The sequence below is a fragment of the Microbacterium sp. SA156 genome (assembly GCF_049065455.1).
In the GTDB taxonomy this organism is placed as follows: domain Bacteria; phylum Actinomycetota; class Actinomycetes; order Actinomycetales; family Microbacteriaceae; genus Microbacterium; species Microbacterium barkeri.
The window spans coordinates 1-24,038 of record NZ_JBAKGU010000026.1; the positions used below are offsets into that span (position 1 = coordinate 1).

Here is a 24,038-nt window from a genome sequence, read left to right on the forward strand (position 1 = left end):
AACCCGACCCGAACCCCGCCACGACGACCAGATCACCCCCACCCTCTACGGGCAAGGCCTCGACGCCACCGAAGGCCTCTGGGCCCGCGCCGGGTGGGCAGGACGAGGATGACACACCCGACCCATCCACTCTTTCTGGCCGATAACCCACGCCTGACGCGCCACCCGAGGCCGATGGCCGGGACAGCAGAAGGGCCGGTTCCGATGGAACCGGCCCTTCTCGTGTGGTCGGGGTGACAGGATTTGAACCTGCGGCCTCGTCGTCCCGAACGACGCGCGCTACCAAGCTGCGCCACACCCCGTGGCAACCCGTCTACTCTACCCGATCCGACGCGGTGAGCCGAATCCGGCGTGTCCCCGGGAGTGCCGCGGCTTCGGCGCCACCCCGGTCTGCCTGGGGCTGGCGCGCACCCGGTCTCACCCAGACGCCGCCGGGTACTGTCGAGCCATGCAGCGCTCGGCCACCATCCCACGTCCGGGGCGAGCGCTGAGCCTGGCCCGCATCGCGGCGGGCGTCGCCGTCATTGTCGTGCTCGGCTACACGTTCGCGCTCGGACGTGACGGATTCAACCCGTTCGACTACTTCGGGTACTTCACGAATCTGTCGAGCCTGCTCGCGGCAGGGGTCTTCGTCACGACGGGCGCATACGGACTTCGTGGCAGCGCGGCTCCGCGCTGGCTGGCACTGGCCCGCGCGGTGGCGACGACGTGCCTGATCATCGTGGGCGTCGTCTACAACGTGCTCGTGCCAGGTACGGGGTCCGCTCCCGTCTGGGTGCGCATCGCCCTCCACATCGTCTTCCCGGCTCTCGCCCTCGTCGATTGGCTCGTCGCGCCGGATCGTCCGAGGCTCTCGTGGCGCGAGCTGTGGGTCGTCTTCCCGTACCCCGTACTCTGGCTCGCCGTCGTCCTCGTGCGCGGTGCGGTCGACGGATGGGTTCCGTACGGGTTCCTGCTGCCGGAGCGCGGCGCGGGCTCCTTCGTGGCGCACGTCGTCGGGCTGCTGATCGCGCTGACAGCCGCGGGCGCGCTCGTGTGGGGGATAAGCCGGATCCCTCGCGGAACCGACTCAGGCGCGCGCCGCGCGGGCTGATCAGCGGGCGCGCGGCGCGAGCGTGAGCAGCGAAGTCAGGGGACGAACTCGGCCGGGAGGCGACCGATTACGGCGACGACGGCGAGGATGGCAAGTGCGAGCCCGCACGGAATCAGCACGGGAAGAATGACACGGCCGAGTTCACCAGGGTTGCGCCCGCGCGCGCCGCGAGCGATCGCGAGCCCCGCCAGGAGCAAGCCGGGAGCTGCGAACATCAGCAGGACCAGGATGACCGCGTCTTCTTCACCTCGGTCGGGTGGCTGACCTGCCGTGAGCAGGGACAGCCCGAGCAGCACGGCCCCCGCGAACAGCAGCCACCGGACGCTGCTCGCAGACGCTCGTTGCGGTGAGGATGGAAGGTCTTGCATCCGTGTCTCGGCTGCGAAAACGTCGAGCCGTCTGATCAGCGGGCGCGCGGCGCGAGCGTGAGCAGCGAGACCTCCGGCGGGCACGCGAAGCGCACGGGGGAGTAGATCGAGTGCCCGAGGCCCGCGCTCACGTTGAGCGGCACGGTCCGGCCGTCGTGCGTCCAGCTCGAGAGCCCCCGGGCCTGCTTCGGCGGAAGGTCGCAGTTGGAGACGAGGGCGCCGTAGAACGGCACGCGCACCTGGCCGCCGTGCGTGTGACCCGCGATGAGGACGTCGGCGCCGAGCTCCGTGAAAGCATCGAGGACGCGTCGGTACGGGGCGTGGGTCACGCCGATCGACACCGGAGCGGATGGCAGCGCCGCGACATGCGCAGGGAGCGCATCGAGGTCATCGAGGTCGTGATGCGCGTCGCTCACACCGAACAGCTTCACGGCCGTGCCGCGCACGTCCAGAGTGGCGGCCGCGTTGTTGAGGCTCGTCCAGCCGAGCTCGTCGGCGAAGAACGCGTCGAGGGCCGCCGTGTCGAGCTTCGGCGCGGTCGTGGCCCGCTCGGATGGCCCGAGGACGTAGCGCAGGGGGTTGCGCGGAGACGGTTCGTACAGGTCGTTGGACCCGTGCACGAAGACACCGGGGACGCCGGCGAACGGCTCGAACGCCCGGCGGATGCCGGCCAGGCCTTCGCGGTGCCCGAGATTGTCGCCGGTGTTGACGACGAGATCGGGGCGCAGCGATGCGAGCTTCGCCATCCACTCCTGCTTGCCCCGCTGCCACGGCGCCATGTGAGCGTCCGAGACGTGCAGGACCCGCAGGGGAGTCGACCCGGGCTCGAGCACGCGCACGGTGTGATGACGCACCGTGAAGAGGTGACGCTCGATCCCGATGCCCCAGACGGCGGCCGCGGCCCCCGCGCCCGCGAGGGCGCCGAGGGCCGCGACACCAGGACGCGACGCCACTAGTCGTCGTCCTTGTCGTTCTTCTTGTCGTCGCCTCCGCCGCCGCAGCTCTTGGCCTCGTAGTTCACGCGGATCACGGTGTTCGGATCGGCGACCGTTCCTGCTTCGGGGTCGGTCCCGGTCACCTTGCCGCTGCCGGCGTCGGAGTTCTCGGAGCAGCTGCCGCGCTCGACGTTGTCGAAGCCCGCGCCGGTGATCGCCGCGAATGCGGCCTGCACCGACATGCCCGATACATCGGGAACAGACGACGCCTTGCCATCGCTCGGGAAGATCGTGACGTTGGTGCCGCCAGCGGCCTGACCCGCGCCCGGGTCCTGACGCTGGATCGTGCCCTCGGGCTGGTCGCCCGGGACGGTCTCGCCGACCGTGACACCGAAGCCGGCACCGCGGAGGATGCTCGTGGCCTCGTCGATCGACTTGCCCGTGACGTCCGGGAGGTCGACGAGCACGCGACGCGTCAGGTTCGGATCCGGCGTCGGGAACGCGCCGCCGGGGTAGTGCGCGTTGGCGGCGGCCTGGATGTCCCGTGCGAGGTAGTAGCGCACGTCGTTACCGAGCACGCCGTTGCTGCTGATCGTGCGGAGGTCGGTCGCGCCGATCGTGTTTCCGACCCACACCGCCGTCGTCGCTGCGGTTGAGGACTCGATCATCATCGTCGAGATGTTCTCGTGCGTGCCGGTCTTGCCGATGAGCTGGGTGCCGTCACCGGGGTTCGCCCGCGCGCCGGTGCCGCCGTTCATGACGGATTTGAGCGCCTCGGCGGCTGTCGCCGCGATGTTCGGCTCGACGACCGGCTCGCATCCCGTCTCGGGGACCGGCACCTCCTCGCCGTCGATGTCGGTGATCCGGTCGATCGCGTGCGGCTCGCAGCGCACGCCGTTGTTCGCGATCGTTGCGTAGGCCGACGCCATGTCGAGCGGCGCGATGTTCTTCGAACCGAGCACGTCGTACAGTGCAGTCGGGTGCTCCGGCGTGCTCGGAGTCGTGAGCGGCGTCCCGTCGCCCCAGGTGACGCCGAACCGCTCGCCGACGGCGTTGATCTCGCACACGTCGAGCTGCTCTGCCATGGCGAGGAAGCCCGAGTTGAGCGAGTCGCGCGTGAAGTTCGTCACGGTCCCCGTATAGCCGTTGCCGTTGGCGAAGTTGCCGATCTTCGTCGAGTTGTACTGCTCGACGCCGTTGCACTTCCACTGGAAGACGCGGTTGTTGCCGTTGAGGACCTCATTGATCGAACGGCCCTTCTCGAGCCAATCGATGAGCGTGAAGAGCTTGTACGTCGATCCGACCGCGAATCCGGTCGACGACCCGTGCTTGCTGTCGGCGGCGTAGACGAGAGAGGAGTAGCCCGGCTGGGTCGTCACGACGGTCTCGTCCTCGGAGAAGTTCGTGTTCTGCACCATCGCGAGGATTCGACCAGTGCTCGGTTCGACAGTGACGGCGGTCGAACCGAACTCGATTCCGTCGATGTGCGTTGCCGCATAGGTCTTCATCGCCGCTTCGGCGGGCATCTGGATGTTGAAGTCGAGCGTCGTGTAGACATTGAGGCCGCCGCGTCGCAGCGTCTCCCAGCGCTCCTCGTCGGTCTCGCCGAAGGCGGGGTCGGTGAGGATCGTCTGCTGCACGTACTTGCAGAAGTACGCCGAACCTCCGGCGGCGCTGCATCCGGTCTCACGCGGGTTGATGTTCGGTTCGATCGGCTCTTCGAGCGTTGTGTCGTACTGCTCCTGCGTGATCTTGCCATCCTGGAGAAGACGCCAGAGCACGTAGTCGCGCCGGTCACGGGTCGACTTGTAGCCGTCCTCCGCTGAATTGCGGGCGACGCCTTCCTTGTCCGTGTAGGAGCCCTCTGGCAGATCGATGCGGTAGCGGTTGGGGTTCTGCACCATGCCGGCGAGCGTTGCGGCCTGGTTCAGCGTCAGCTTCGCGGCCGTCGTGTTGAAGTAGTACTGCGCAGCAGCCTCGATGCCGTACGTCTGACCGCCGAAGTTGGCGATGTTGAGGTACCCGATGAGGATGTCGTCCTTCGAGTACTCCTGCTCGATCGAGATCGCGTAGCGCATCTCCTGGAGCTTGCGCTCGTAGCCCTCGACGCCCGTCGCGGTGATCGCGTCGTTGTAGCAGTCGAGCTGCTCCTGAGAGTTGAAAGGCGCCTCCTGTTCGCACTTCTGGATGAGCACGTTCTTGACGTACTGCTGGCTGATCGAGGAGCCGCCCTGAGTGTCGCCGCCCTGGAAGTTGTTGAGCAGGGCCCGCGTCGTGCCGATGAGGTCGATGCCGCCGTGCTCGTAGTAGCGCGGGTCCTCACTGGAGAGGAGCGCGTCGTACATCGTCTGCGAGACCTCGTCGTATGCGACCGGGATGCGGTTCTGGTCGTAGAACGACGTGAGGACGAAGTCCTTGCCGTCATTTCCCTTCGCGTAGATCGTGGTCGGCAGCATCGGCGTATCCACCTCGAGATACGCGGGCAGCTTGTCGAACATCGTGATCGCGCTCGACGCGGCAGAGCCGGCGACGGCGATCGCGGGGGTGACGGTGGCGGTGACGAGCACTCCGGCGATCGCGCTCAGGCCGACAAGGCCGAGCACACCGCCGAGAACACCGCTCGCAGTCCTTTTCGCTCCGGGCATAGGCTTGATCGTAGGGGAGTTCCCTGAACATCCCCGCCTTCGGCCATGGTCCTCGGACCGCATTCTCAGCGCCGCACACGCCCGAACGACAGGAGTTCCATGACCACGTGGGAGTACCTCACGACGCCGCTGCTCATCCACAACACGGCGGCCATCCTCAACAACTGGGGCAAGCAGGGCTGGGAGCTCGTGCAGGTCGTGCAGGGCCCCGAGGGCGGCCTCGTCGCCTACCTGAAGCGGCCGCTGACCGAGGCGGGCCCGTCGAACGCGGGCCTCGGCGCCGCGGCCGAGGCGGCGAAGCAGTTCGAGGGCGGCGCCCAGTGACGGTCAGCGCGCGGCTCGCAGAGCTCGGCATCGAGCTCCCAGGCGTCGTCGCACCCGTGGCCGCGTACATCCCCGCGAAGGTGCACGGCGACGTCGTTCAGACGTCGGGTCAACTGCCGATGGTGTCGGGCTCGCTCCCGCACACGGGCAAGGTCGGCGACGGCGAGGGCCTCGTCGCCGCCGACGACGCGAAGGCGCTCGCCCGCATCTGCGCACTGAACGCGCTTGCCGCCGCGGCGGACGCGGTCGGCGGACTCGACCGCATCACGGGCGTGCTCAAGGTGACCGGGTTCGTCGCATCGGCGCCGGCCTTCACCGGCCAGCCCGGCGTCATCAACGGCGCGAGCGAGGTGCTGGGCGAGATCTTCGGCGAGGCCGGACGGCACTCGCGCTCCGCGGTGGGCGTCTCGGTGCTGCCGCTCGACGCTCCCGTCGAGGTCGAGGTGGCGTTCCTCTTCGCCTGAGTACGAGCACGAACCAGGTCAGACTTCGGAAGCCAGGCAGGCCCTTCGCCAATACTCAATCCAATGAGAGTGTTGCGACAGCGGCCAGGGCGGTAAAGATCAAGGGTGGCGCGCTATAGCACAAAATGGCCGCAGCGGTAGGTCGACTTGTCGCAACGCCACGACGCAACGAAACCAGGATCGACGTCGATATCAGCGTCAGCATCAGGAGCAAAAGCCACCAACCCCAGGCTCCAAATGTGCCCTCGGCGACCTCCATAGCTTCGACGGGGTCACTCCCCACAGTGTCGCCCCAGGTAGCACGAGCTGAGAAGAGCAGCGCTACCAGAACGATTAACGATCCGAGTGCGGAAGTTGCAATGCCGCAAGCGCAGAGCAATCCTCGGGCTATTGCGGACGGTTGCCGACCTGTTGCGGAGGTGACAGTACCCACGGATAGGCGGACCCAAATAAGAAGGGCTCCAGCCAAGGCCGCCAAAAGGAGGCCCGCAGCCTGCCACGGCAGCCAGATGGGATGCGCGGATCCGGCCGAGTGCGACGATCGGTACATTCCCGCATCCGCAACGACATAAAGGGCGCTGAGAGCGGAAATCTCTCCAGTTGCCCACATCGGCACGATGAGTAGCGAGTTGAGAGTCCAGCGTTGCGCGAAACGGGAGGTCACGGTGCGCAGGGGACTTCGGAAGGGTCGTCGAAAGCAAGATTGAAGACGAAGCTCGCCCAGGCATCGGCGACAGGCAGCGCCTCCTTACCCTGCGTGAATATCGAGACGTTGCCATCCACAAGGACATCCGTGACGATGAAAACTCCTCCAGTCGTATACGCGAGCGCCGCGCCCAGAGTACAGCGAGATGGATCCATCGCATCGAGCGCGGCGGCCCGAGCTACCATGGTGGCGTCTCGGCGCGGTATTCCGCGGGAACGGAGGAAAAGCGATCCGGGAAGGGCTGGCGCTGACATTAGCGACACTATCCGTGATGCTCGCGCGCGTCTGTCCTCCTTTCGGGGGACAGGGAGGCGGATTTTCTGCGCCTCACTGGCTTAGGGTCCGGCTCGATGAATTCGAGGATTCAAATGCAGAGCCGGTCTCGGGAACTGTTCCCGAGACCGGCTCGCGGCGTTTCGGCTCGCTGCGCTCGCTCAACGTCCGGGCGTAGAACGCCCGGAGCTTGCTGCGCGCTACCGCACCTGGGCGGAGATCACGCTCATCACGGCGGTGTCGGCCAGTGTCGTCGTGTCGCCGACCTCGCGTCCCTCGGCCACATCGCGCAGCAGGCGGCGCATGATCTTGCCCGAACGGGTCTTCGGCAGCTCGCCGACGATGTAGACGTCGCGCGGACGCGCGATCGGGCCGATCTGCTCGCCGACCCATGCGCGCAGCTGCTGCGCGAGACCATCCGGCCCGTGCTCCTTGAGGTAGCTCTCCTTCAGGATCACGAACGCGACGACCGCCTGACCCGTCGTCTCGTCCGAGGCGCCCACGACCGCGGCCTCTGCGGTCGCCTCGTGGGCGACGAGGGCCGACTCGATCTCCGCGGTGGAGAGCCGGTGCCCCGAGACGTTCATGACGTCGTCGACACGGCCGAGCAGCCAGATGTCGCCGTCCTCGTCGAGGCGCGCGCCATCCCCCGCGAAGTAGTAGCCCTGCTCGGCGAACTTGTCCCAGTAGGTCTCCTTGTAGCGCTCGGGGTCGCCCCAGATGCCGCGGAGCATGCTCGGCCACGGCTCCGTGATGACGAGCAGGCCTCCGTTGCCGTTGCCGACGTGCTGGGCCTTCTCGTCGACGACGTCGATCGAGATGCCGGGGAGCGGCACCTGAGCCGAGCCGGGCTTCGCCTCCGTCACGCCCGGGAGGGCGGACACCATGATCGCGCCCGTCTCGGTCTGCCACCACGTGTCGACGATCGGGGTCTTCCCGCCGCCGATGACGTCGCGGTACCAGACCCACGCCTCGGGGTTGATCGGCTCGCCGACCGAGCCGAGGACGCGCAGGCTCGACAGGTCGCGCTGCTGCGGGATGACCCTGCCCTGCTTCATGAATCCGCGGATGGCCGTGGGGGCGGTGTAGAGGATGGTCACGCCGTACTTCTCGACGATGTCCCACCACCGGCCGGGCGCGGGGAACTCGGGCGTGCCCTCGTACAGGACCTGCGTCGCGCCGTTCGCGAGCGGTCCGTACGCGACGTACGTGTGCCCGGTGACCCATCCGATGTCGGCCGTGCACCAGTACACGTCGGACTCGGGGTGGAGGTCGAACACGTTCCGGTGCGTGAACGCGGCCTGCGTGAGGTAGCCGCCCGACGTGTGCAGGATGCCCTTCGGCTTCCCCGTCGTGCCCGACGTGTACAGGATGTACAGCGGGTTCTCCGACGGGAAGGCCTGCGCGGTGTGCTCGGCCGGCGCCTGCGGGACGACGTCGTGCCACCACAGGTCGCGGCCCTCGGTCCACTCGACCTCGTTCTCACCACGCTTGACGACGAGAACGTGCTCGACGGTGAGCTGCGCGCCGTCGCCGCGGTCGGAGAGCGCCTGATCGACGGCCGGCTTGAGCGGCGACACCTTGCCCTTGCGGTAGCCGCCGTCGGCTGTGATGACGAGCTTCGCGCCGGCGTCGTCGATGCGCGAGCGCAGGCTGTCGGCGCTGAACCCGCCGAAGACGACCGAGTGGATGGCGCCGATCCGCGCGACCGCGAGCATCGAGGCGATGGCCTCGGGGATCATCGGCAGGTAGATCGCGACGCGGTCGCCCGCTCCGACACCGAGGTCGGTGAGCACGTTCGCGAGGCGCTTGACCTCGTCGGTGAGCTCGGCGTAGGTGACCGTGCGGGAGTCGCCCGGCTCGCCCTCCCACAGCAGGGCCACGCGGTCGCCGTTGCCCGCCTCGACGTGGCGGTCGAGGCAGTTGTACGCGACGTTCAGCTCGCCGTCGGCGAACCACTTCGCGAACGGCGGCGTCGACCAGTCGAGCACCTGGGTGAACGGCTTCTCCCAGTGCAGCAGCTCGCGGGACTGCTCGGCCCAGAACCCCTCGCGATCCGCGGCGGCGCGCTCGTACAGGTCGGCCTTCGCGACGGCGTTCGCGGCGAACTCGGGCGACGGCGCGAATCGGCGCGTCTCGGTGAGCAGGTGGTCGATCTGGCTGGACATTCGATCGCTCCTTCGCGTGCAGGTCCTGAAGCCGCGACGCCGCGGCGCCGGCTGACGAAGCCGACCATCCGAACCTACGCCGCCGCCGGACGGGTCGGGTACCTCCGAAAGTCGGGGGTGCGCCTCAGGCCGCCCGACGCCGTGTGCCCAGGCGGCGTGTCTCGTCATGGTTCTCCACGGATGGCGCGAGCGCCCGTTCTCTAGGGCGCGGGCTCCCTAGCGTCGAGGCATGGCCGTCCCCTTCATCGTCCAGCCGCGTGGAAACCCCCGCCGCGCGCCCGGAGATGACGACGCGCAGGCCGCGCGGCGGGACGACCTGGCGGCGCGGGCGGACCTGGGGCCGCTCGCGCCGTACCTCGCCGACGACGCCGTGACCGACCTCTTCGTCAACGGGACCGCGGGGCTCTTCGTCGACCGCGGGGAGGGGCCGCGGCACGATCCGAGCTGGCGGGCGTCGGAGCGCGAGGTGCGCGACCTGGCGACCGAGCTCATCGCACGGGGCGGGCGCCACATCGACGACGCGACGCCGTGCGTCGACGTGCGCCTGCCGGGCGGCATGCGCATCCACGCGGTCCTGCCGCCGGTGAGCTCGAGCGGAACGTCGCTGTCGATCCGCGTCCCCCGGCTGACCCGCGCCGATCTCGGCGACCTGTGCCGCGGCGGCGCCTTCGCCGACGACGTCCGCGCCTGGCTGGTCGAGATCGTCCGTCGGCGCGAGAACGTGCTCGTGACGGGAGCCGCGGGCACCGGCAAGACGACGCTGCTCGCGGCCATGCTCTCGCACACCCCGCCCAACGAGCGGATCGTGACGATCGAGGACGTCGCCGAGCTGCGCATCGCGCATCCGCACCACGTGTCGCTCGAGGCGCGGCAGCCGAATCTCGAGGGCGCCGGCGCGATCGGCCTCGCCCGGCTCGTGAGGGAGTCGCTGCGGATGCGCCCCGACCGGATCGTCGTGGGGGAGTGCCGCGGCGAGGAGGTCCGCGAGCTCCTCACGGCGCTCAACACGGGTCACGACGGCGGTGCGGGCACCCTGCATGCATCGGGTCTCGACGACGTGCCGGCGCGTCTCGAGGCCCTCGGCGCGCTTGCGGGCATGGACGACCACGCCGTCGCGCGCCAGGTCACGAGCGCGATCGGCTTCGTGCTGCACCTCGAGCGCGACCGCGCCGGGCAGCGTCGGCTGGCCCGCGTCGGGCGATTCGCGGATGGGCGGGGTCGGCTGGCGATCGAGGAGGTCGAGCCGTGGCGCTGAGGAGAAGGCGCCGCGACGAGCCGACCGGTCCGGTCGCGGAGACCGTCCTGCGTCTGGCCGTACTGCTGCAGGCGGGTGCATCGCCGACGACGGCATGGCGCCACCTCAGTGAGTCGGGCGACGCGGCCGCCGAGCGGATCGTCGCGCGCTCGGCCGCCGGCATGCCCCTCGTCGAGGCGATCGAGGCGGAGGCGGCGGCCGTCGAGCGCCCGCGCGATCCGGCGGCGATCCGCCTCGCCGCCGCCTGGCGCGACGTCGCAGCCGCGTGGCATGTGTCGATCGCGGTGGGCGCGCCGCTCGCCGAGAGCCTCCGCGCGATGGCAGCCGCACTTCGCGATGCGCAGGAGAGCGGCGACGATGTGCGGGTCGCGCTCGCGGAGCCCGCCGGCACCGCGCGTCTCATGGCCTGGCTGCCGCTGTTCGGCCTGCTCATCGGCGGGGCTCTCGGGTTCGACACGCTCTCCGTTCTCGTGGGCGACGCGATCGGCCTCGTCTGCTTGGGGAGCGGGCTCGGCCTCCTCCTCCTGGCTCGCATCTGGACCGGTCGGCTCGTCCGCGCGGCTCAGCCTCCGGCCGGGACACCGGGCATGACCGCCGAGCTGATGGCCATCGGTCTCGCGGGCGGCGTGTCGATCGACCGCGCGACGCGGCTCGTCGACGAGGCCGCGGGCGGCCCCCGTGCTGTCGATCGCATCGAGCCCGTGCTCGCTCTGTCGCGCTCGGCAGGGGTGCCAGCGGTCGAGCTGCTCCGCGCCGCCGCCGCGCACGACCGGCACGACGCGCGCACGCAGGGCCGGATGCGCGCGGCGCGCCTCGGTTCGCGTCTGCTGCTGCCGCTCGGCGTCTGCACGCTGCCGGCGTTCCTGTGCCTCGGTGTCGCGCCGATGATGCTCAGCGTCATCCGCGCGACCCCTCTGCCCGCACTCGGCGGCTGAGCCATCGACCCCGGGAATCCATCCAGAGAAAGAAGGAGCACATGTCAGAGAAGCCCACCCTCCGACTCGTCGAGCTGCTCGACGACGAGACCGGAGCGTCGACGGCGGAGTACGCGATCGTCACCATGGCGGCCGTCGCGTTCGCCGGTCTGCTCGTGATGATCATGCGGTCGGGCGAGGTGCAGCAGATCCTCACCGATCTCGTGCGCCGCGCGCTCACGGTTCCGTGATGCGACGGGCGGTGCGGCGGCGACGCGGATGGCCGTGCCGCGCGAGCGAGCGCGGCTCGGTCACGGCCGAGCTCGCCGTCGCGCTGCCCGCCGTCGTGCTCGTCGCGGCGCTCGGCATCGCCGGGCTCGGTGCGGCCTCGCGCCAGGTGCAGCTCCAGGACGCCGCGGCCGACGCGGCGCGGCTCATCGCGAGGGGAGAGGAGGAGGGGCGCGCCGCCGGCATCGTCGCGGCGGTCGGCGGCGCGCTCTCGATCGCGCACCACGGCGACCTCGTGTGCGCGACGGCCGAGGCCGAGGCCCGCATCGGAGCGCTCGCCGTCCCGCTGTCCGCGTCGAGTTGCGCGCTCGCCGGAGGATGGTGATGTCGGGCACCGCGGTCGGGGCGGGCGTGGTCGCGGCAGCATGCGCCCTCGTCGTCGGGCTCGCCGCCGCGGGAGGGGCGGCGGCCGAGAGCCAGCGCATCGCGAGCGTGGCCGACGCGGCGGCGCTCGCCGCGGCCGATGCGGCGAGCGGCGCGGTCGCCGGCGACCCCTGCGGGCTCGCGGGCCAGGTGGCGGGTGCGGGCAGGGCATCCCTGGCGTCCTGTACCGTGGAGGGTCTCATCGCAACCGTCTCCGTCCAGTCCCGATACGGCGGATTCCCGGTGGCGGCCGCTGCCCGGGCGGGCCCGCCTCCCTCATGAGCCGAGGCGCTCTCCTGTGAGCGTCCGGTCGGCGCGCGATGTGTATGGTGTGCTTCGAGGAAAGGACGCCCCTTGGCATCAGGCAAGACGGCATCAGGCAAGACCGCTGCCGGCAAGACGCTCGTCATCGTCGAGTCCCCGACGAAGATGCGCTCGATCCAGAGCTATCTCGGCGACGGCTACGAGGTGCTCAGCTCGGTCGGCCACATCCGCGACCTCGCCGACAAGCGCGACATCCCCGAGAAGGACCGCGAGGCCTACGGCAAGTACTCGATCGACATCGAGCACGGCTTCGAGCCGTACTACGTCGTCAGCGATCGGAAGACGAAGACCGTCTCCGAGCTCAAGCGCGCGCTCAAGGACGCCTCCGAGCTCCTGCTCGCCACCGATGAGGACCGCGAGGGCGAGGCCATCGCGTGGCACCTCCTCGAGACGCTCAAGCCGAAGATCCCGGTCAAGCGCATGGTGTTCCACGAGATCACCAAGGACGCCATCCAGGCCGCCGTCGAGAAGACGCGCGAGCTCGATCTCGCCCTCGTCGACGCCCAGGAGACCAGGCGCATCCTCGACCGCCTCTACGGCTGGGACGTCTCCCCGGTCCTGTGGCGCAAGATCGGCAGCGGCAGCTCCGGCGCCGCACTCAGCGCAGGACGCGTGCAGTCCGCGGCCACGCGGATGGTCGTGGACCGCGAGCGCGAGCGGATGGCGTTCGTGTCGGCCTCGTACTGGGGCATCGAGGCCACCGCGGCGCGCGCCGCCGAGAGCTTCTCGGTGCGTCTCGTGCGCGTCGACGGCGCGCCCCTCGCGGTCGGCCGCGACTTCGACGACAAGGGCCAGCTCAAGCGCGCGGTCGTCGTGCTCGACGAGGCGGGCGCACGGCAGCTCTCGACCGCGATCGACGAGACGGGAACGGCGCGCGTCACGAAGGTCGAGGCGAAGCCCGGCACGCGGCGCCCCTCCGCGCCGTTCACGACGTCGACACTCCAGCAGGAGGCCGGCCGCAAGCTCGGCATGACCGCGAAGGTCACGATGTCGGTCGCGCAGAGCCTGTACGAGCGCGGATACATCACCTATATGCGCACCGACTCGACCAACCTCAGCGCGCAGGCGATCAGCGCCGCGCGCGAGCAGGCGGTCGCGCTGTACGGCGAGAGCGCCGTGCCGCTCAAGCCGCGGTCGTACGCGTCGAAGAGCAAGAACGCGCAGGAGGCGCACGAGGCGATCCGCCCGTCGGGCGACCGCTTCCGCACACCCAAGGAGGTCGCGGGGCAGCTCGGGCGCGACGAGCAGCGGATGTACGACCTCATCTGGAAGCGCACCATCGCGAGCCAGATGTCCGACGCGAAGTTCGAGACGACGACGGTCACGCTCGAGACCGAGGCGGATGGCCGGAAGGTCGAGTTCACGGCGTCGGGCACCGTCTACACGTTCAAGGGCTTCCTCGAGGCGTACGAGGAAGGGCGCGACGAGAAGCGCGGCGACGCCGACGAGGCGAAGGAGCAGTCGCTCCCGCGCGTCGCGGAGGGCGACGAGCTCGCGCTCTCCGACGCGACCGCGAAGGGGCACGAGACGACCCCGAAGCCGCGCTACACCGAGGCGAGCCTCGTCAAGGCGCTCGAGGAGCGCGGCATCGGGCGGCCCTCGACGTTCGCGAGCATCATCGGCGTCATCCTCGACCGCGGGTACGTCGTCAAGCGCGGTCAGGCGCTCGTCCCGACCTGGATCGCGTTCAGCGTGATCCGCCTGCTCGAAGACCACTTCTCCGAGCTCGTCGACTACGACTTCACGGCCGAGCTCGAGGACGACCTCGACGCCATCGCGCGCGGCGAGCAGCGCCGCGTCGACTGGCTGAAGTCGTTCTACTTCGGCGGCGAGGGGCATCCCGGCCTCCGCAACATCGTCGACAACCTCGGCGAGATCGACGCGCGTGCCATCAACTCCATGCCGATCACCGAGACGGCGACGCTGCGGGTCGGCAAGTACGGCCCGTACCTCGAGGTCGTCGACCCCGCGAAGCCCGACGAGAAGCCGCGCATCGTGAACGTGCCGGAGGATCTCGCGCCCGACGAGCTGACGCCCGAGAAGGCGCAGGAGCTCATCGATGCTCCGGTCGTGAGCGACCGGGTGCTCGGCGAGAACCCGGAGAACGGCAAGATCGTCGTCGTGAAGGACGGCCGGTACGGTCCGTATGTGCAGGAGCAGGAGCCGCCGTCGGCCGATGAGGTCGACGAGGCGACGGGCGAGGTGGCCGAGGAGCCGAAGAAGCGCGGCGCCAAGAAGGCCGCTGCGCCGAAGCCGCGCACGGCGTCGCTCTTCAAGAGCATGACGCCCGAGACGGTCGACCTCGACACCGCGCTGCGCCTGCTGTCGCTCCCGCGCGTCGTCGGCGAGGACCCGGAGAGCGGCGAGCAGATCACCGCGCAGAACGGCCGCTTCGGCCCCTACCTGAAGAAGGGCTCCGACTCGCGCTCGCTCGAGAGCGAGAGCCAGATCTTCGACATCACGCTCGAGCAGGCGCTCGAGCTCTACAAGCAGCCGAAGTACGGCGCGCGCCGGGCGTCGAGCGCGCTCAAGGAGTTCGACAACGACCCCGTGAGCGGCAAGCCGATCCGCGTGCGCGACGGCCGCTTCGGGCCGTACGTGACCGACGGCGAGACGAACGCGACGATCCCGCGCGGCGAGACGGTCGACGAGATCGACTTCGAGCGCGCCAAGCAGCTGCTCGCCGACAAGCGCGCCAAGGGGCCCGTCAAGAAGCGCACGACGACGCGCAAGACGACCACGACGCGCAAGCCGGCCGCGAAGAAGAAGTGACGGTGGCGCGCGGGGTCTGGATCACGTTCGAGGGCGGCGACGGCGTCGGCAAGACGACGCAGGCGCGTCTGCTCGAAGACTGGCTCGCCGCCGAGGGCCGCACGGTCGTGCGCACCCGCGAGCCGGGCGGCAGCGACGTGGGCCAGCTCATCCGCGACATCGTCCTGCACCACCGCGGCGACATCGCGCCGCGCGCGGAGGCTCTCCTCTACGCGGCCGACCGCGCCCACCATGTGCGCGCGGTCGTCCGCCCCGCCCTCGAGCGCGGCGAGGTCGTCATCCAGGACCGCTACCTCGACTCGTCGGTCGCCTATCAGGGTGCCGGTCGCGTGCTCGACGCGGACGAGGTGCGCGATCTGTCGCTGTGGGCCGCGGAGGGGGCGCTGCCCGACGTGACCGTGCTGCTCGATCTCGACCCTGCCGCGGCGCGCGCACGGCTCGACGCCGACGACAAGCCGTTCGACCGGCTCGAGGCCGAGAAGGAGGACTTCCACCGTCGCGTGCGCGAGGCCTTCCTCGCGCTCGCGGCCGCCGAGCCCGACCGGTTCCTGGTCGTCGACGCGGCCCTCTCGCCGGAGACGCTCGCCGAGGCCATCCGCGCGCGCATCGCGCCCCTGCTCTGACCCCGCACGGAGCGCGGAGGGCATTGTCGGCGGGGCTGGTTAGGCTGACGGTATGACCTCCGTCGCGGCGCCCGCTCTTCCGTGGGGGGATGTGTGGGGGCAGGACGAGGCCGTCGAGATCCTCCAGGCCGCCGCGTCCGGCGCGGGCTCGCTCGCGCACGCGTGGCTCATCACCGGTCCGCCCGGCTCCGGGCGATCGACCCTCGCGCGGGCGTTCGCCGCCGCGCTCATCGCGTCGGCGCCTGACGACACCGCGACGATGAAGCAGGTGCTCGCGGGAACGCACCCCGACCTCACCGCGCTGCGCACCGAGGGCGTCATCATCACGATCGCCCAGGCGCGCGCCCTCGTGGAGCGGTCGTACTTCTCGCCCTCGACCGGGCGGTACCGCGTGATCGTCGTCGAGGACGCCGATCGGATGACCGAGCGCACCTCGAACGTGCTCCTGAAGGCTCTCGAGGAGCCGCCGCCCGAGACCGTGTGGGTGCTCTGCGCGCCGAGCGATGCGGATCTGCTGCCGACCATCCGCTCGCGTGTGCGGCTCCTGCGCCTGCGCGAGCCGGAGGTCGCCGACGTCGCCGCGCTCATCCAGGCCCGAACGGGCGTCGACGAGGCGACCGCCGAGCAGGCGGCTCGTCACGCGCAGCGTCACATCGGCATGGCGCAGCGGCTCGCGACCGACGCCGCGTCGCGCCGGCGCCGCGACGACACGCTGCGCGCCGTCATGCGGGTGCGGGGCATCGGCGACGTCGTCGAGGTCGCCGGCGAGATCGTGCAGGCCGCCACGGACGATGCCAAGGCCCTCACCGCCGAGCGCGACGAGGCAGAGCGCGCCGCCCTCCTGCGGACGGTGGGCGTCGTGGAGGGCGCCCGGATCCCGCCGGCGGTGCGCGCGCAGATCACGGCGCTCGAGGATGAGCAGCGCAAGCGCGCCACGCGCAGCCTGCGAGACGGGATCGATCGCGTCCTCACCGATCTGCAGTCCCTGTACCGCGACGTCGTGCTCCTGCAGCTCGGGCGGGAGGAGGGCCTCATCAACCTCGAGCTCCTCGACGACCTCCGAGCGCTGGCGGGCGCGTGGAAGCCCGAGCGCACGCTGGTCGTGCTCGACCACATCGCCGAGACGCGCGACGCGCTCGAGAAGAACGTGCAGCCCACGCTCGCGCTCGAGAGCCTGCTTGTCACCATCGTCAGCGGAAGGAAGACATGACCATCGCCCGTCATCCCCTCCGGAGGCGGTTCGGCCGTCTGACGGCCGTCGTCGCGGGTCTCTCGGCGGCCGCCCTTGCGCTGTCGGGCTGCCTCACCGCGCAGATCCCGGTCGACGGGGAGGGGCAGTCGGGAACCGTCGTCGGGGCCGAGCCCGTGCTCGATGGCGTTCCCGACGAGCTGCTGCCGTTCTACGACCAGCGGCTCGAGTGGACGCCGTGCGGCGGCGACTTCCAGTGCTCGACGGTCACCGCGCCGCTCGACTGGGAGCACCCCGACGCGGGCGAGATCGAGCTCGCCGTGATCCGCCAGACCGCGCTCTCCGGGCGGGCACAGGGATCGCTGCTGACCAACCCGGGCGGTCCGGGCGGCAGCGGTGTCTCCTTCATCCGCGAGAACATCGCGTGGTCGATCGGCGACGCGCTGCAGGAGAGCTACGACGTCATCGGATGGGATCCGCGCGGCGTGGGCGCGTCGACCGCCGTCCGCTGCTTCGACGCGGATGAGATGGACGCCTACCTCTACGACATCCCGCAGGGTGAGCGCGGCTCCGCCGAGTGGGAGGCGGAGCTCGAGGAGCGCGCCGAGGCGTTCGCGAACGCGTGCGCCGAGAACAGCGACGGGCTGCTCGAGTTCATCACGACGGAGCAGTCGTCGCGCGACCTCGATCTGCTGCGCGCCGTCCTCGGCGAGACCGAGCTCGACTACCTCGGGTTCTCGTACGGCACGTTCCTCGGAGCGACCTACGCCGAGAACTTCCCGGATCGCGTCGGCCGCCTCGTGCTCGACGGGGCGATCGATCCCTCCACCTCGGGGGAGGACGTCGGGGTGACCCAGGCGGTCGGCTTCGAGAACGCCCTGCGCACCTACATGGAGGCGTGCGTGGCGGGTGACACGGGCGCGGCCTGCCCCTTCGCAGGGTCGGTCGACGACGCGATGAACGACCTCTCCGCACTGCTCGCGAGCGTCGACGCGCGCCCTCTGCCCTACGACGACGGGCGCGAGCTCGGCGCCGATGCGCTCATGACGGCCATCATCGCGGCGCTCTACAACGAGGCGAACTGGATGTACCTCACGGAGGCTCTCGCGGGGGCCCTCGAGGGCGACCCGTCGACCGCCTTCTTCCTCGCGGACTTCTACAACGGCCGCGAGAACGGCGAGTACCAGGACAACTCGACCGAGGCCTTCAACGCCTACAACTGCATGGACTACCCGGAAGACCCCGAAGAGGCGGTCGAGGAGACCGAGCGGCGGATCGCGGAGGAGGCGCCGACGATCGCGCCGTACTGGTCCGGCGCATCCGCCTGCGAGTACTGGCCCTACCCGCCGACGGGCGAGCGCGGCGAGATCTCCGCCTCCGGAGCCGCGCCCATCCTCGTCGTCGGAACGACGGGCGATCCGGCGACCCCGTACGAGTGGGCCGAGGCGCTCGCAGCCCAGCTCGAGTCGGGGGTGCTGCTCACGTACGAGGGGGAGGGGCACACGGCGTACAACGGCGCGAGCGACTGCATCAACGACGCCGTGGAGGCGTTCCTCGTCGACGGCACCGTGCCCGAGGACGGGCTCGTCTGCTCCTGACCCGACTGCTCTGACGCGAAACGCCCGGCCGACGCCGTCGGTTCGCAGCACGGGCTCCGACCCGGTATGCTTGATTCTCGTGCCGCTCGGGCGGCGCGAGATCGCCACCTTAGCTCAGTCGGCAGAGCGATTCACTCGTAATGAATAGGTCGTCGGTTCGATTCCGACAGGTGGCTCCGATACAGAAGGCGCGCTCCATCCGGAGCGCGCCTTCTGCCATACCGACGGAGCCCTATGGACGCGAGCCACGTGATCGGAGCGATCACCGAGATCTTCTCGTGGATCGGCTTCGGTGCGGCGCTCGTCCTCGGTCTCATCGCGATCATCGCGCGCCTCGCGGACGGCACGTGGGTCCCCGTTCGCGCGTTCGTGCTGTCGGAGCAGGAGCCGCCGATCCTGCGCTGGTTCACGGTGGGTCACGCAGTCGGGGAGGCGCCGCTCACGCCCGAGCTGCGCGCGGCCGCCGGCGATGCCGACGAGGTCGACGTCTTCACGAATCCGCAGCGCCCGGGGTCCGTGCGACTCCACCAGCACTCGCCGCTGCCCCGATTCCTCGGCTGGGGCGCGATCGCGTTCGGGGGCCTCGGGGTCGTGTCGACGATCGTGCAGCTGATCCTCGTGGCGATGCGCTGAGCCGCGCTCAGGGGCAGCGGAGCTCGCCGTCCACGAGGGCGTGGTCGACCTTGTGCGCGCCGCAGCGATGACAGGGCGTGCCCTTTCCTTCACCCACCTGCGCGGGGCCGGCCAGGCTGATCAGGGTGGTGTTGAACCACTGGTAGAAGCCACCCGCCTCACGGATGCGGGTGCGGAGGGGTGTTCGCTCGACGCGTGCGTGCATGTAATTAGTGTACTAACGAATAGACCTCGATAGGGTAGTCGGGTGACGGACCATCGCGAGGACCTGCTGAAGCTCGAGAACCAACTGTGCTTCGCGATCGTGACGGCCGCGCGCAACGTCGTGTCGATCTACCGGCCCGTGCTCGAGCCCCTCGGGCTGACGCACCCGCAGTACCTCGTGATGCTCGCCCTGTGGGAGAAGGCCCCGCGCACGCTCCGTGAGCTGTCGGCGGAGCTCGCGCTCGAGCCCGCGACCGCGTCGCCCCTCGTGAAGCGTCTCGAGGCCCAGGGCCTTGTCCGTCGCGAGCGCCGACCGGATGACGAGCGGCGGCTCGCGATCGGGCTCACGGAGGAGGGCGCCGCCCTGCGCGAGCAGGCGCTCGCCGTTCCCGAGCAGATCATGGCGCGCGTCGGCCTCGACGCCGCGCAGCTCGCGAGCATCCGGGATTCGCTCGCGCCCTTCTCGGGGAACCTGGACGCCTGACGTCGATCCGGGGGAGGCGTACGCTCGGACCATGAGCAGGGCGCTTCTCATCGTCGACGTGCAGAACGACTTCACCGAGGGCGGTGCGCTCGCGGTCGCGGGCGGCGACGCCGTGGCCGAGGGGATCACGCGGCACCTCGCCGAGCATGCGGGGGAGTACGCGGCGATCATCGCCTCGCGCGACTGGCACGATGCCGACGGCGACAACGGCGGGCATTTCGCCGTGGATGCCGATCCCGATTTCGTCGACACGTGGCCCGTGCACTGCGTCGCGGGCACGCCAGGGGCCGACTACGATCCCGGGTTCGACACCGCCTCGGTCACACACCATGTGAAGAAGGGTCAGGGACGCCCCGCCTACTCCATGTTCGAGGGTCAGACGGATGACGGCGAGACCGTCGGCCGCATCCTCGATGCGCGCGGGATCGAGGCCGTCGACGTCGTCGGCATCGCGACCGATCACTGCGTCCGTGCGTCCGCGCTCGACGCGATCGCGCACGGCCAGCACGTCCGCGTCCTCACTGAGCTCGTCGCGGGGGTCGGCGCCGAGTCGTCGGAGGCGGCGCTCGCCGAACTCGCGCACGCGGGAGCCGAGATCGTCTGAATCTCAGGCGGCCGCCACGGGCTGCCGCAGGATGGTCCGCCGTCGCTCGGGCGGGACCCTGCGGAAGTCGCTGAGATAGACCTCGTGGTGGTGGCCGGTCATCCGCAGGCCGTGCTGCGGGATGAACGCATCGTGCATCCGCTCGAGGACGGGCCCTTCGTCGTCGAAGGAGCCCACATGCAGCGTCTGGACGGCCCGCCCCTCGTCGAGCAGCTCCCAGCGCAGCTCCGCGAGTCGGGGCGGGTTCTTCGCCGCCGCCTTCCCGATGGCGGCGTCGACGAGGCCGGCGTCGATCCAGTCGGGCGTGCGGATGACCAGGGTCCAGTTCCACGCGGACTTGTCGCGGGCGGTCGTGAAGCTCGCCATGTCGTCGGCGCTCCAGAGGCCCTCGAGCGGCGGGACGACGTAGTCGCGTTCGAGCTCCTGCTTGCTGGCGAACTTCAGCGCGTAGGCGACGGGGTACAGGGTCTCGATCGCCTCCGCGAACGCGGGGGAGGTGTTCGGATCGCCGTGCCCGTCGACCATGAGGTATCGCGCGGGCTCGAGATCGACGATGCGGAACTCGCCCTGCCGCGCGCGGTAGGCGTCGAGGGCCTTCCGGAGGTCGATCCTGTCCGCCATGATGGCCAGCGTACCGGCGGCCTCAGACGTACGTGCGGGCCAGTCGCAGCGCGGATGACGTGTAGCCGCCGCGGAAGAGGTGCGCATGCATGATGACGATCCCGAGCTGATGCAGCCCGATGCGCTCGCGCCATCCGTCCGTGAGCGGGGAGGCGCTGTCGTAGCCCGCGTACACGTCCTCGAGATGCGGGAAGCCGAAGACCGAGAGCGTCGCGAGGTCGGTCTCGGCATGGCCGCCGTGCGCCATGGGGTCGATGAGCGCGGCGCCCGACGGGTCGTCGACGTAGAGGACGTTCCCCGCCCACATGTCGCCGTGGACGCGTGCGACCGCATGGCCCGCTGCGTGCACGAGCGCGGGCTGCGGATGGTCGAGGGCGCCGTCTCGCAACCGGGATGCGAGCCGGTGGAACACCGCGGCGTCGTCTTCGTCGATGACGCCGTCGTCGCGCAGGCGCCGGGCGAACACCTCCACCCGGTGCTCGGCGTAGAAGGCGCCCCACGTGTCCGCCGCTTCTGCGGCGTCCACGACGAGCGGAGTGCGCGACCGGCCCATGCTCCGCGCGCCCGAGTGCTCCGGGGGAGGGCAGCCCCACCAGGCCGCGCCCGCCGCGTGGGTGCGGGCGAGCGCGCGGCCGAATGCGCGCGCCGCCTCCGCCGACGGCGCGGCCTCGTCGATCCGCTCGAGGACGAGTCGATCGCGGTCGGCGGAGACGACCCGCGCGACGCGCGCACCGCCATCCGCCTCCGCGAGCCATCGGAGTCCGGCCGCCTCACCGAGCAGGTCGTCGCCGTCGCGTCGTGTCTTCGTGAACGTGTCGCCCATCGAGGACGAGGGTAGCCGTCGCGGGCTGCGGTCCGACTAGCATGGGCGTCATGCAATGCCGGTGAGCCGCTTCCGCCCCCTGATCTCGCGCGTCTGCGCATCTCGGAAGGACCTCCTGCATGCCTGCACTCCCTCTGTCCGGCAAGACCGCCCTCGTCACCGGCGTCTCGCGACGACGCGGCATCGGATTCGCCGTCGCCGCGCGTCTCGCCGCACTCGGCGCGAGCGTCTTCATCCACCACTTCCGCGCGCACGACGTCGACCAGCCCTGGGGAGGGGACGACATCGAGGCGCTCACGGAGCAGCTGCGCGGCCATCTCGCTCCGGGCGCGCGCCTCGGCGACCGCGCAGCCGACCTGCGCGACCCCGCGGAGATCCCTGCCCTGCTCGACGACGCCTTCGCGCTCACCGGCGGTGTCGACATCCTCGTCTGCAATCACGCGCGCAGCGGCGGCGACGGGAGCCTGCTCGACATGACCGCGGAGCGCCTCGACGAGCACTGGCAGGCGAACGCGCGCTCGGTGCTGCTGCTCACCGCCGAGTACGCACGTCGCATCTCGGGTGTGACGCCGGACGCCGCGCTGCGCCCGGGCGACCACGTGGGTCGGCGGGGCCCCTTCCCGGAGCCGACCGGGCGGGTGTTCTGGATGACCTCGGGCCAGATCCACGGCGCCATGCGCGGTGAGGTGGCGTACGCGACGAGCAAGGCCGCGCTCGCGGGAATCACGGCGACGGCCGCGGCCGAGCTCCTCGACGTGGGGATCGTGCTGAACACGGTCAACCCGGGGCCTGTGAACACGGGGTACCTCGACGCCGACTCGACGGACCGCGACCTGAGCGGCATCGAGGAGGCGCTCGCGCGCACCGCGTTCGGCCGCTTCGGGCGGCCGGATGATCCCGCGCACCTCATCGGATGGCTCGCCACCGACGAGGGGGCGTGGATCGTCGGGCAGGTGCTCACGAGCGACGGCGGATTCTCGCTCGGGTGAGCCGAGCGCGCCGTCGCGAGGCGACGTCTGGTGGGCCCAGAGGGGCTCGAACCCTCGACCTACGGATTAAAAGTCCGCTGCTCTACCGACTGAGCTATAGGCCCGAGACCACTTTACGCGGACCCGGTGGTAGCTTCGGGCCATGCTCGACAGACGCACCTTCACCGACGAAGAGCAGGCGTACGCGCGCGAGTGGTTCGAGGAGACGCTCCAGGCCGCCCGCGACGTCCACACGATCGGCGAGCGCCGCGCGTCGGAGGGCATCCTCCTCGCGCTCGACCGCTGGTTCGTGCACCGGCTGCGCAGCGTCGCCGGCGAGGACACCAACCCGCTCACCGAGGTCTCGCTCGTCGTCGAGGCGATCATGTCGGACGGCGTGCTGCGCGAGCATCCGCCGATCGTCTACGACCGCTCGCGCGCCGTGCTCGGCAACGCGATCGGCGAGCATCTCACGCTCACCTTCGACGACGTCGAGCGCCTCGGCGGGGCGTTCCTGCAAGAGATCGCCGCGCGCTACTCCGCGCCGCGCTGACGGGGAAAGCCTATCCGTCCGGCATGTGCGTCGCCCCGGAGACGGGGCGCGACCCGGGCGTAGCCTTTTCGGGATGAGTGCGGAGTTCAGCAAGCCGGTGCGCCGGCCCTCGGAGATGTTCGACCGGCTGTTCGCGGGGAGCGACCCGGCCGAGGTCTCGCGCGCGGCGCACGCGACGGCCGTCGCGCTGCTCTCGCGCGTGCGCGACGAGGCCGACGCGGATGTCGTCGAGCGGCTGATCTCGTTCACCGCGCACCACGGCATCGACGACATCGCCGAGCTGTGGTCGCAGTCGCCCGCGCGCTCGCTGCCCGGCTCGCTCTGGCGCCTCTACCTCGTCCAGCTCTCGATCCACGACGACCCGCACACGGCATCGCTGCTGTACGAGCGCGGAAGGGTCGAGCTGCACTCGGCCGATCCGGTGATCGCCGGGGCGCCGACGCCGGCGGGGCCGCAGGAGCTCGTGCGCCTCATCGACACCATCCTGCACGGCGCCTTCACGGGCGATTACGCCGTCGCGCTCGATCGCACGGCAGCGTACTGCCGGGTGGTCGCGTCCGGAGCGACGCACCTCGCCGACGACTACGAGCCGACCGAGCCGGAGCGGTCATCCGCCCTCACGACGCGGGCACTGCGCCTGTCGGCCTTCGCCGCCGATCTCGCGGCGGCGGCGCGCCTGTGGCGCCGGGATGCCCTCGAGGGTTATAGGCCAAAAGGAGTGGATGGGTTCTCGATCTAGCCGCGGAATCTCGCGGTAGAACGGGGATCGCTATGGTCCGCGACCCTTAGTCGTGGGCCTTGCGACGAACTCGACCACCTGTCTGGTATGCGGCATCAAGCTCGTCA

The 24,038-nt window shown here is 70.4% G+C and carries 26 protein-coding genes and 3 tRNA genes; 19 read left to right on the forward strand and 10 right to left on the reverse strand.

Annotation, left to right across the window (positions count from 1 at the left end; genetic code table 11):
• Positions 1-225 precede the first annotated feature (225 nt).
• Positions 226-302: transfer RNA gene (locus ACOWU6_RS16295), tRNA-Pro, on the reverse strand.
• Between the two features lie 146 nt (positions 303-448).
• Between ACOWU6_RS16295 and ACOWU6_RS16300 the strand changes: the two genes are divergently transcribed.
• A complete protein-coding gene (locus tag ACOWU6_RS16300) occupies positions 449-1,093 on the forward strand; it encodes a Pr6Pr family membrane protein (protein WP_421076351.1) in 645 nt (214 codons plus the stop codon).
• A 35-nt stretch (positions 1,094-1,128) separates the two neighbouring features.
• On the opposite strand, the gene ACOWU6_RS16305 is transcribed toward ACOWU6_RS16300, so the two are convergent.
• From ACOWU6_RS16305 to ACOWU6_RS16315, 3 genes are all read right to left on the reverse strand, one after another.
• The gene (locus ACOWU6_RS16305) at positions 1,129-1,389 is read right to left on the reverse strand and encodes a hypothetical protein (RefSeq protein ID WP_324014210.1); all 261 of its coding nucleotides are present in this window, start codon (positions 1,387-1,389) and stop codon (positions 1,129-1,131) included.
• A 107-nt stretch (positions 1,390-1,496) separates the two neighbouring features.
• A complete protein-coding gene (locus ACOWU6_RS16310) occupies positions 1,497-2,414 on the reverse strand; it encodes a metallophosphoesterase (protein WP_421076352.1) in 918 nt (305 codons plus the stop codon).
• A complete protein-coding gene (locus ACOWU6_RS16315; RefSeq protein WP_421076353.1) occupies positions 2,414-5,041 on the reverse strand; it encodes a transglycosylase domain-containing protein in 2,628 nt (875 codons plus the stop codon). The genes ACOWU6_RS16310 and ACOWU6_RS16315 overlap by 1 nt, the downstream gene beginning before the upstream one ends.
• A gap of 99 nt (positions 5,042-5,140) precedes the next feature.
• Between ACOWU6_RS16315 and ACOWU6_RS16320 the strand changes: the two genes are divergently transcribed.
• On the forward strand, positions 5,141-5,365 hold the full coding sequence (locus ACOWU6_RS16320; RefSeq protein ID WP_271173923.1) for a hypothetical protein: 225 nt from the start codon (positions 5,141-5,143) through the stop codon (positions 5,363-5,365).
• Positions 5,362-5,829 carry a RidA family protein gene (locus ACOWU6_RS16325; RefSeq protein ID WP_271173922.1) on the forward strand — a complete coding sequence of 156 codons (468 nt, stop codon included), beginning with the start codon at positions 5,362-5,364 and terminating at the stop codon, positions 5,827-5,829. Before ACOWU6_RS16320 ends, ACOWU6_RS16325 begins: the two co-directional genes overlap by 4 nt.
• Positions 5,830-6,489: 660 nt before the next feature.
• Here ACOWU6_RS16325 and ACOWU6_RS16330 read toward each other — a convergent pair.
• Positions 6,490-6,720: a hypothetical protein gene (locus ACOWU6_RS16330; RefSeq protein WP_421076354.1), complete on the reverse strand. Its 231-nt coding sequence runs from the start codon at positions 6,718-6,720 to the stop codon at positions 6,490-6,492.
• A gap of 288 nt (positions 6,721-7,008) precedes the next feature.
• Positions 7,009-8,976, reverse strand: a complete 1,968-nt coding sequence (gene acs, locus ACOWU6_RS16335; protein WP_324014211.1) for an acetate--CoA ligase — start codon at positions 8,974-8,976, stop codon at positions 7,009-7,011.
• Between the two features lie 229 nt (positions 8,977-9,205).
• On the opposite strand from acs, the gene ACOWU6_RS16340 reads away from it, so the two are divergent.
• The 11 genes from ACOWU6_RS16340 to ACOWU6_RS16390 all read left to right on the forward strand — a co-directional run bounded on the left by ACOWU6_RS16340 (position 9,206) and on the right by ACOWU6_RS16390 (position 18,935).
• Positions 9,206-10,231 carry a TadA family conjugal transfer-associated ATPase gene (locus tag ACOWU6_RS16340; protein ID WP_271173891.1) on the forward strand — a complete coding sequence of 342 codons (1,026 nt, stop codon included), beginning with the start codon at positions 9,206-9,208 and terminating at the stop codon, positions 10,229-10,231.
• Entirely contained in the window at positions 10,222-11,166 is a 945-nt protein-coding gene (locus ACOWU6_RS16345) for a type II secretion system F family protein (RefSeq protein WP_421076355.1), read from the forward strand. Before ACOWU6_RS16340 ends, ACOWU6_RS16345 begins: the two co-directional genes overlap by 10 nt.
• A gap of 41 nt (positions 11,167-11,207) precedes the next feature.
• Positions 11,208-11,396: a DUF4244 domain-containing protein gene (locus tag ACOWU6_RS16350; protein WP_271173890.1), complete on the forward strand. Its 189-nt coding sequence runs from the start codon at positions 11,208-11,210 to the stop codon at positions 11,394-11,396.
• The gene (locus tag ACOWU6_RS16355) at positions 11,396-11,758 is read left to right on the forward strand and encodes a TadE family type IV pilus minor pilin (protein WP_271173889.1); all 363 of its coding nucleotides are present in this window, start codon (positions 11,396-11,398) and stop codon (positions 11,756-11,758) included. The genes ACOWU6_RS16350 and ACOWU6_RS16355 overlap by 1 nt, the downstream gene beginning before the upstream one ends.
• Entirely contained in the window at positions 11,758-12,078 is a 321-nt protein-coding gene (locus ACOWU6_RS16360; RefSeq protein ID WP_271173888.1) for an Rv3654c family TadE-like protein, read from the forward strand. The genes ACOWU6_RS16355 and ACOWU6_RS16360 overlap by 1 nt, the downstream gene beginning before the upstream one ends.
• A 72-nt stretch (positions 12,079-12,150) precedes the next feature.
• A complete protein-coding gene (topA, locus tag ACOWU6_RS16365) occupies positions 12,151-14,892 on the forward strand; it encodes a type I DNA topoisomerase (RefSeq protein ID WP_271173887.1) in 2,742 nt (913 codons plus the stop codon).
• 2 nt (positions 14,893-14,894) lie between these two features.
• Entirely contained in the window at positions 14,895-15,515 is a 621-nt protein-coding gene (gene tmk / locus ACOWU6_RS16370) for a dTMP kinase (protein ID WP_421076356.1), read from the forward strand.
• Between the two features lie 52 nt (positions 15,516-15,567).
• Positions 15,568-16,725 (forward strand): DNA polymerase III subunit delta', encoded by a 1,158-nt coding sequence (locus tag ACOWU6_RS16375; RefSeq protein ID WP_271173885.1) that lies wholly within the window; start codon positions 15,568-15,570, stop codon positions 16,723-16,725.
• Positions 16,722-18,302, forward strand: a complete 1,581-nt coding sequence (locus tag ACOWU6_RS16380) for an alpha/beta hydrolase (RefSeq protein WP_421076357.1) — start codon at positions 16,722-16,724, stop codon at positions 18,300-18,302. Before ACOWU6_RS16375 ends, ACOWU6_RS16380 begins: the two co-directional genes overlap by 4 nt.
• Before the next feature lie 103 nt (positions 18,303-18,405).
• Positions 18,406-18,478 (forward strand) — tRNA-Thr (locus ACOWU6_RS16385).
• A 58-nt stretch (positions 18,479-18,536) separates the two neighbouring features.
• On the forward strand, positions 18,537-18,935 hold the full coding sequence (locus ACOWU6_RS16390; RefSeq protein ID WP_421076358.1) for a hypothetical protein: 399 nt from the start codon (positions 18,537-18,539) through the stop codon (positions 18,933-18,935).
• A gap of 7 nt (positions 18,936-18,942) precedes the next feature.
• On the opposite strand, the gene ACOWU6_RS16395 is transcribed toward ACOWU6_RS16390, so the two are convergent.
• Entirely contained in the window at positions 18,943-19,140 is a 198-nt protein-coding gene (locus ACOWU6_RS16395) for a hypothetical protein (protein ID WP_271173882.1), read from the reverse strand.
• A gap of 42 nt (positions 19,141-19,182) precedes the next feature.
• Between ACOWU6_RS16395 and ACOWU6_RS16400 the strand changes: the two genes are divergently transcribed.
• Together ACOWU6_RS16400 and ACOWU6_RS16405 are read left to right on the forward strand one after the other, a co-directional pair.
• Positions 19,183-19,623 (forward strand): MarR family winged helix-turn-helix transcriptional regulator, encoded by a 441-nt coding sequence (locus tag ACOWU6_RS16400; RefSeq protein ID WP_271173881.1) that lies wholly within the window; start codon positions 19,183-19,185, stop codon positions 19,621-19,623.
• A 31-nt stretch (positions 19,624-19,654) separates the two neighbouring features.
• Complete coding sequence (locus ACOWU6_RS16405; RefSeq protein ID WP_421076359.1) at positions 19,655-20,227, forward strand: isochorismatase family protein; 573 nt, start codon at positions 19,655-19,657, stop codon at positions 20,225-20,227.
• Between the two features lie 3 nt (positions 20,228-20,230).
• Here the strand turns inward: ACOWU6_RS16405 and ACOWU6_RS16410 are convergent, their stop codons facing one another.
• Together ACOWU6_RS16410 and ACOWU6_RS16415 are read right to left on the reverse strand one after the other, a co-directional pair.
• The gene (locus ACOWU6_RS16410; RefSeq protein WP_421076360.1) at positions 20,231-20,848 is read right to left on the reverse strand and encodes a GyrI-like domain-containing protein; all 618 of its coding nucleotides are present in this window, start codon (positions 20,846-20,848) and stop codon (positions 20,231-20,233) included.
• Positions 20,849-20,870: 22 nt separating this feature from the next.
• Positions 20,871-21,671 carry a fructosamine kinase family protein gene (locus tag ACOWU6_RS16415; protein ID WP_421076361.1) on the reverse strand — a complete coding sequence of 267 codons (801 nt, stop codon included), beginning with the start codon at positions 21,669-21,671 and terminating at the stop codon, positions 20,871-20,873.
• 119 nt (positions 21,672-21,790) lie between these two features.
• On the opposite strand from ACOWU6_RS16415, the gene ACOWU6_RS16420 reads away from it, so the two are divergent.
• On the forward strand, positions 21,791-22,660 hold the full coding sequence (locus ACOWU6_RS16420) for an SDR family oxidoreductase (protein ID WP_421076362.1): 870 nt from the start codon (positions 21,791-21,793) through the stop codon (positions 22,658-22,660).
• 28 nt (positions 22,661-22,688) lie between these two features.
• On the opposite strand, the gene ACOWU6_RS16425 is transcribed toward ACOWU6_RS16420, so the two are convergent.
• Positions 22,689-22,764, reverse strand: a tRNA-Lys gene (locus tag ACOWU6_RS16425).
• A 38-nt stretch (positions 22,765-22,802) separates the two neighbouring features.
• Between ACOWU6_RS16425 and ACOWU6_RS16430 the strand changes: the two genes are divergently transcribed.
• On the forward strand, positions 22,803-23,192 hold the full coding sequence (locus tag ACOWU6_RS16430) for a hypothetical protein (RefSeq protein WP_271173876.1): 390 nt from the start codon (positions 22,803-22,805) through the stop codon (positions 23,190-23,192).
• Between the two features lie 73 nt (positions 23,193-23,265).
• Complete coding sequence (locus tag ACOWU6_RS16435; RefSeq protein ID WP_421076363.1) at positions 23,266-23,931, forward strand: DNA-directed RNA polymerase subunit beta; 666 nt, start codon at positions 23,266-23,268, stop codon at positions 23,929-23,931.
• Positions 23,932-24,038 lie beyond the last annotated feature (107 nt).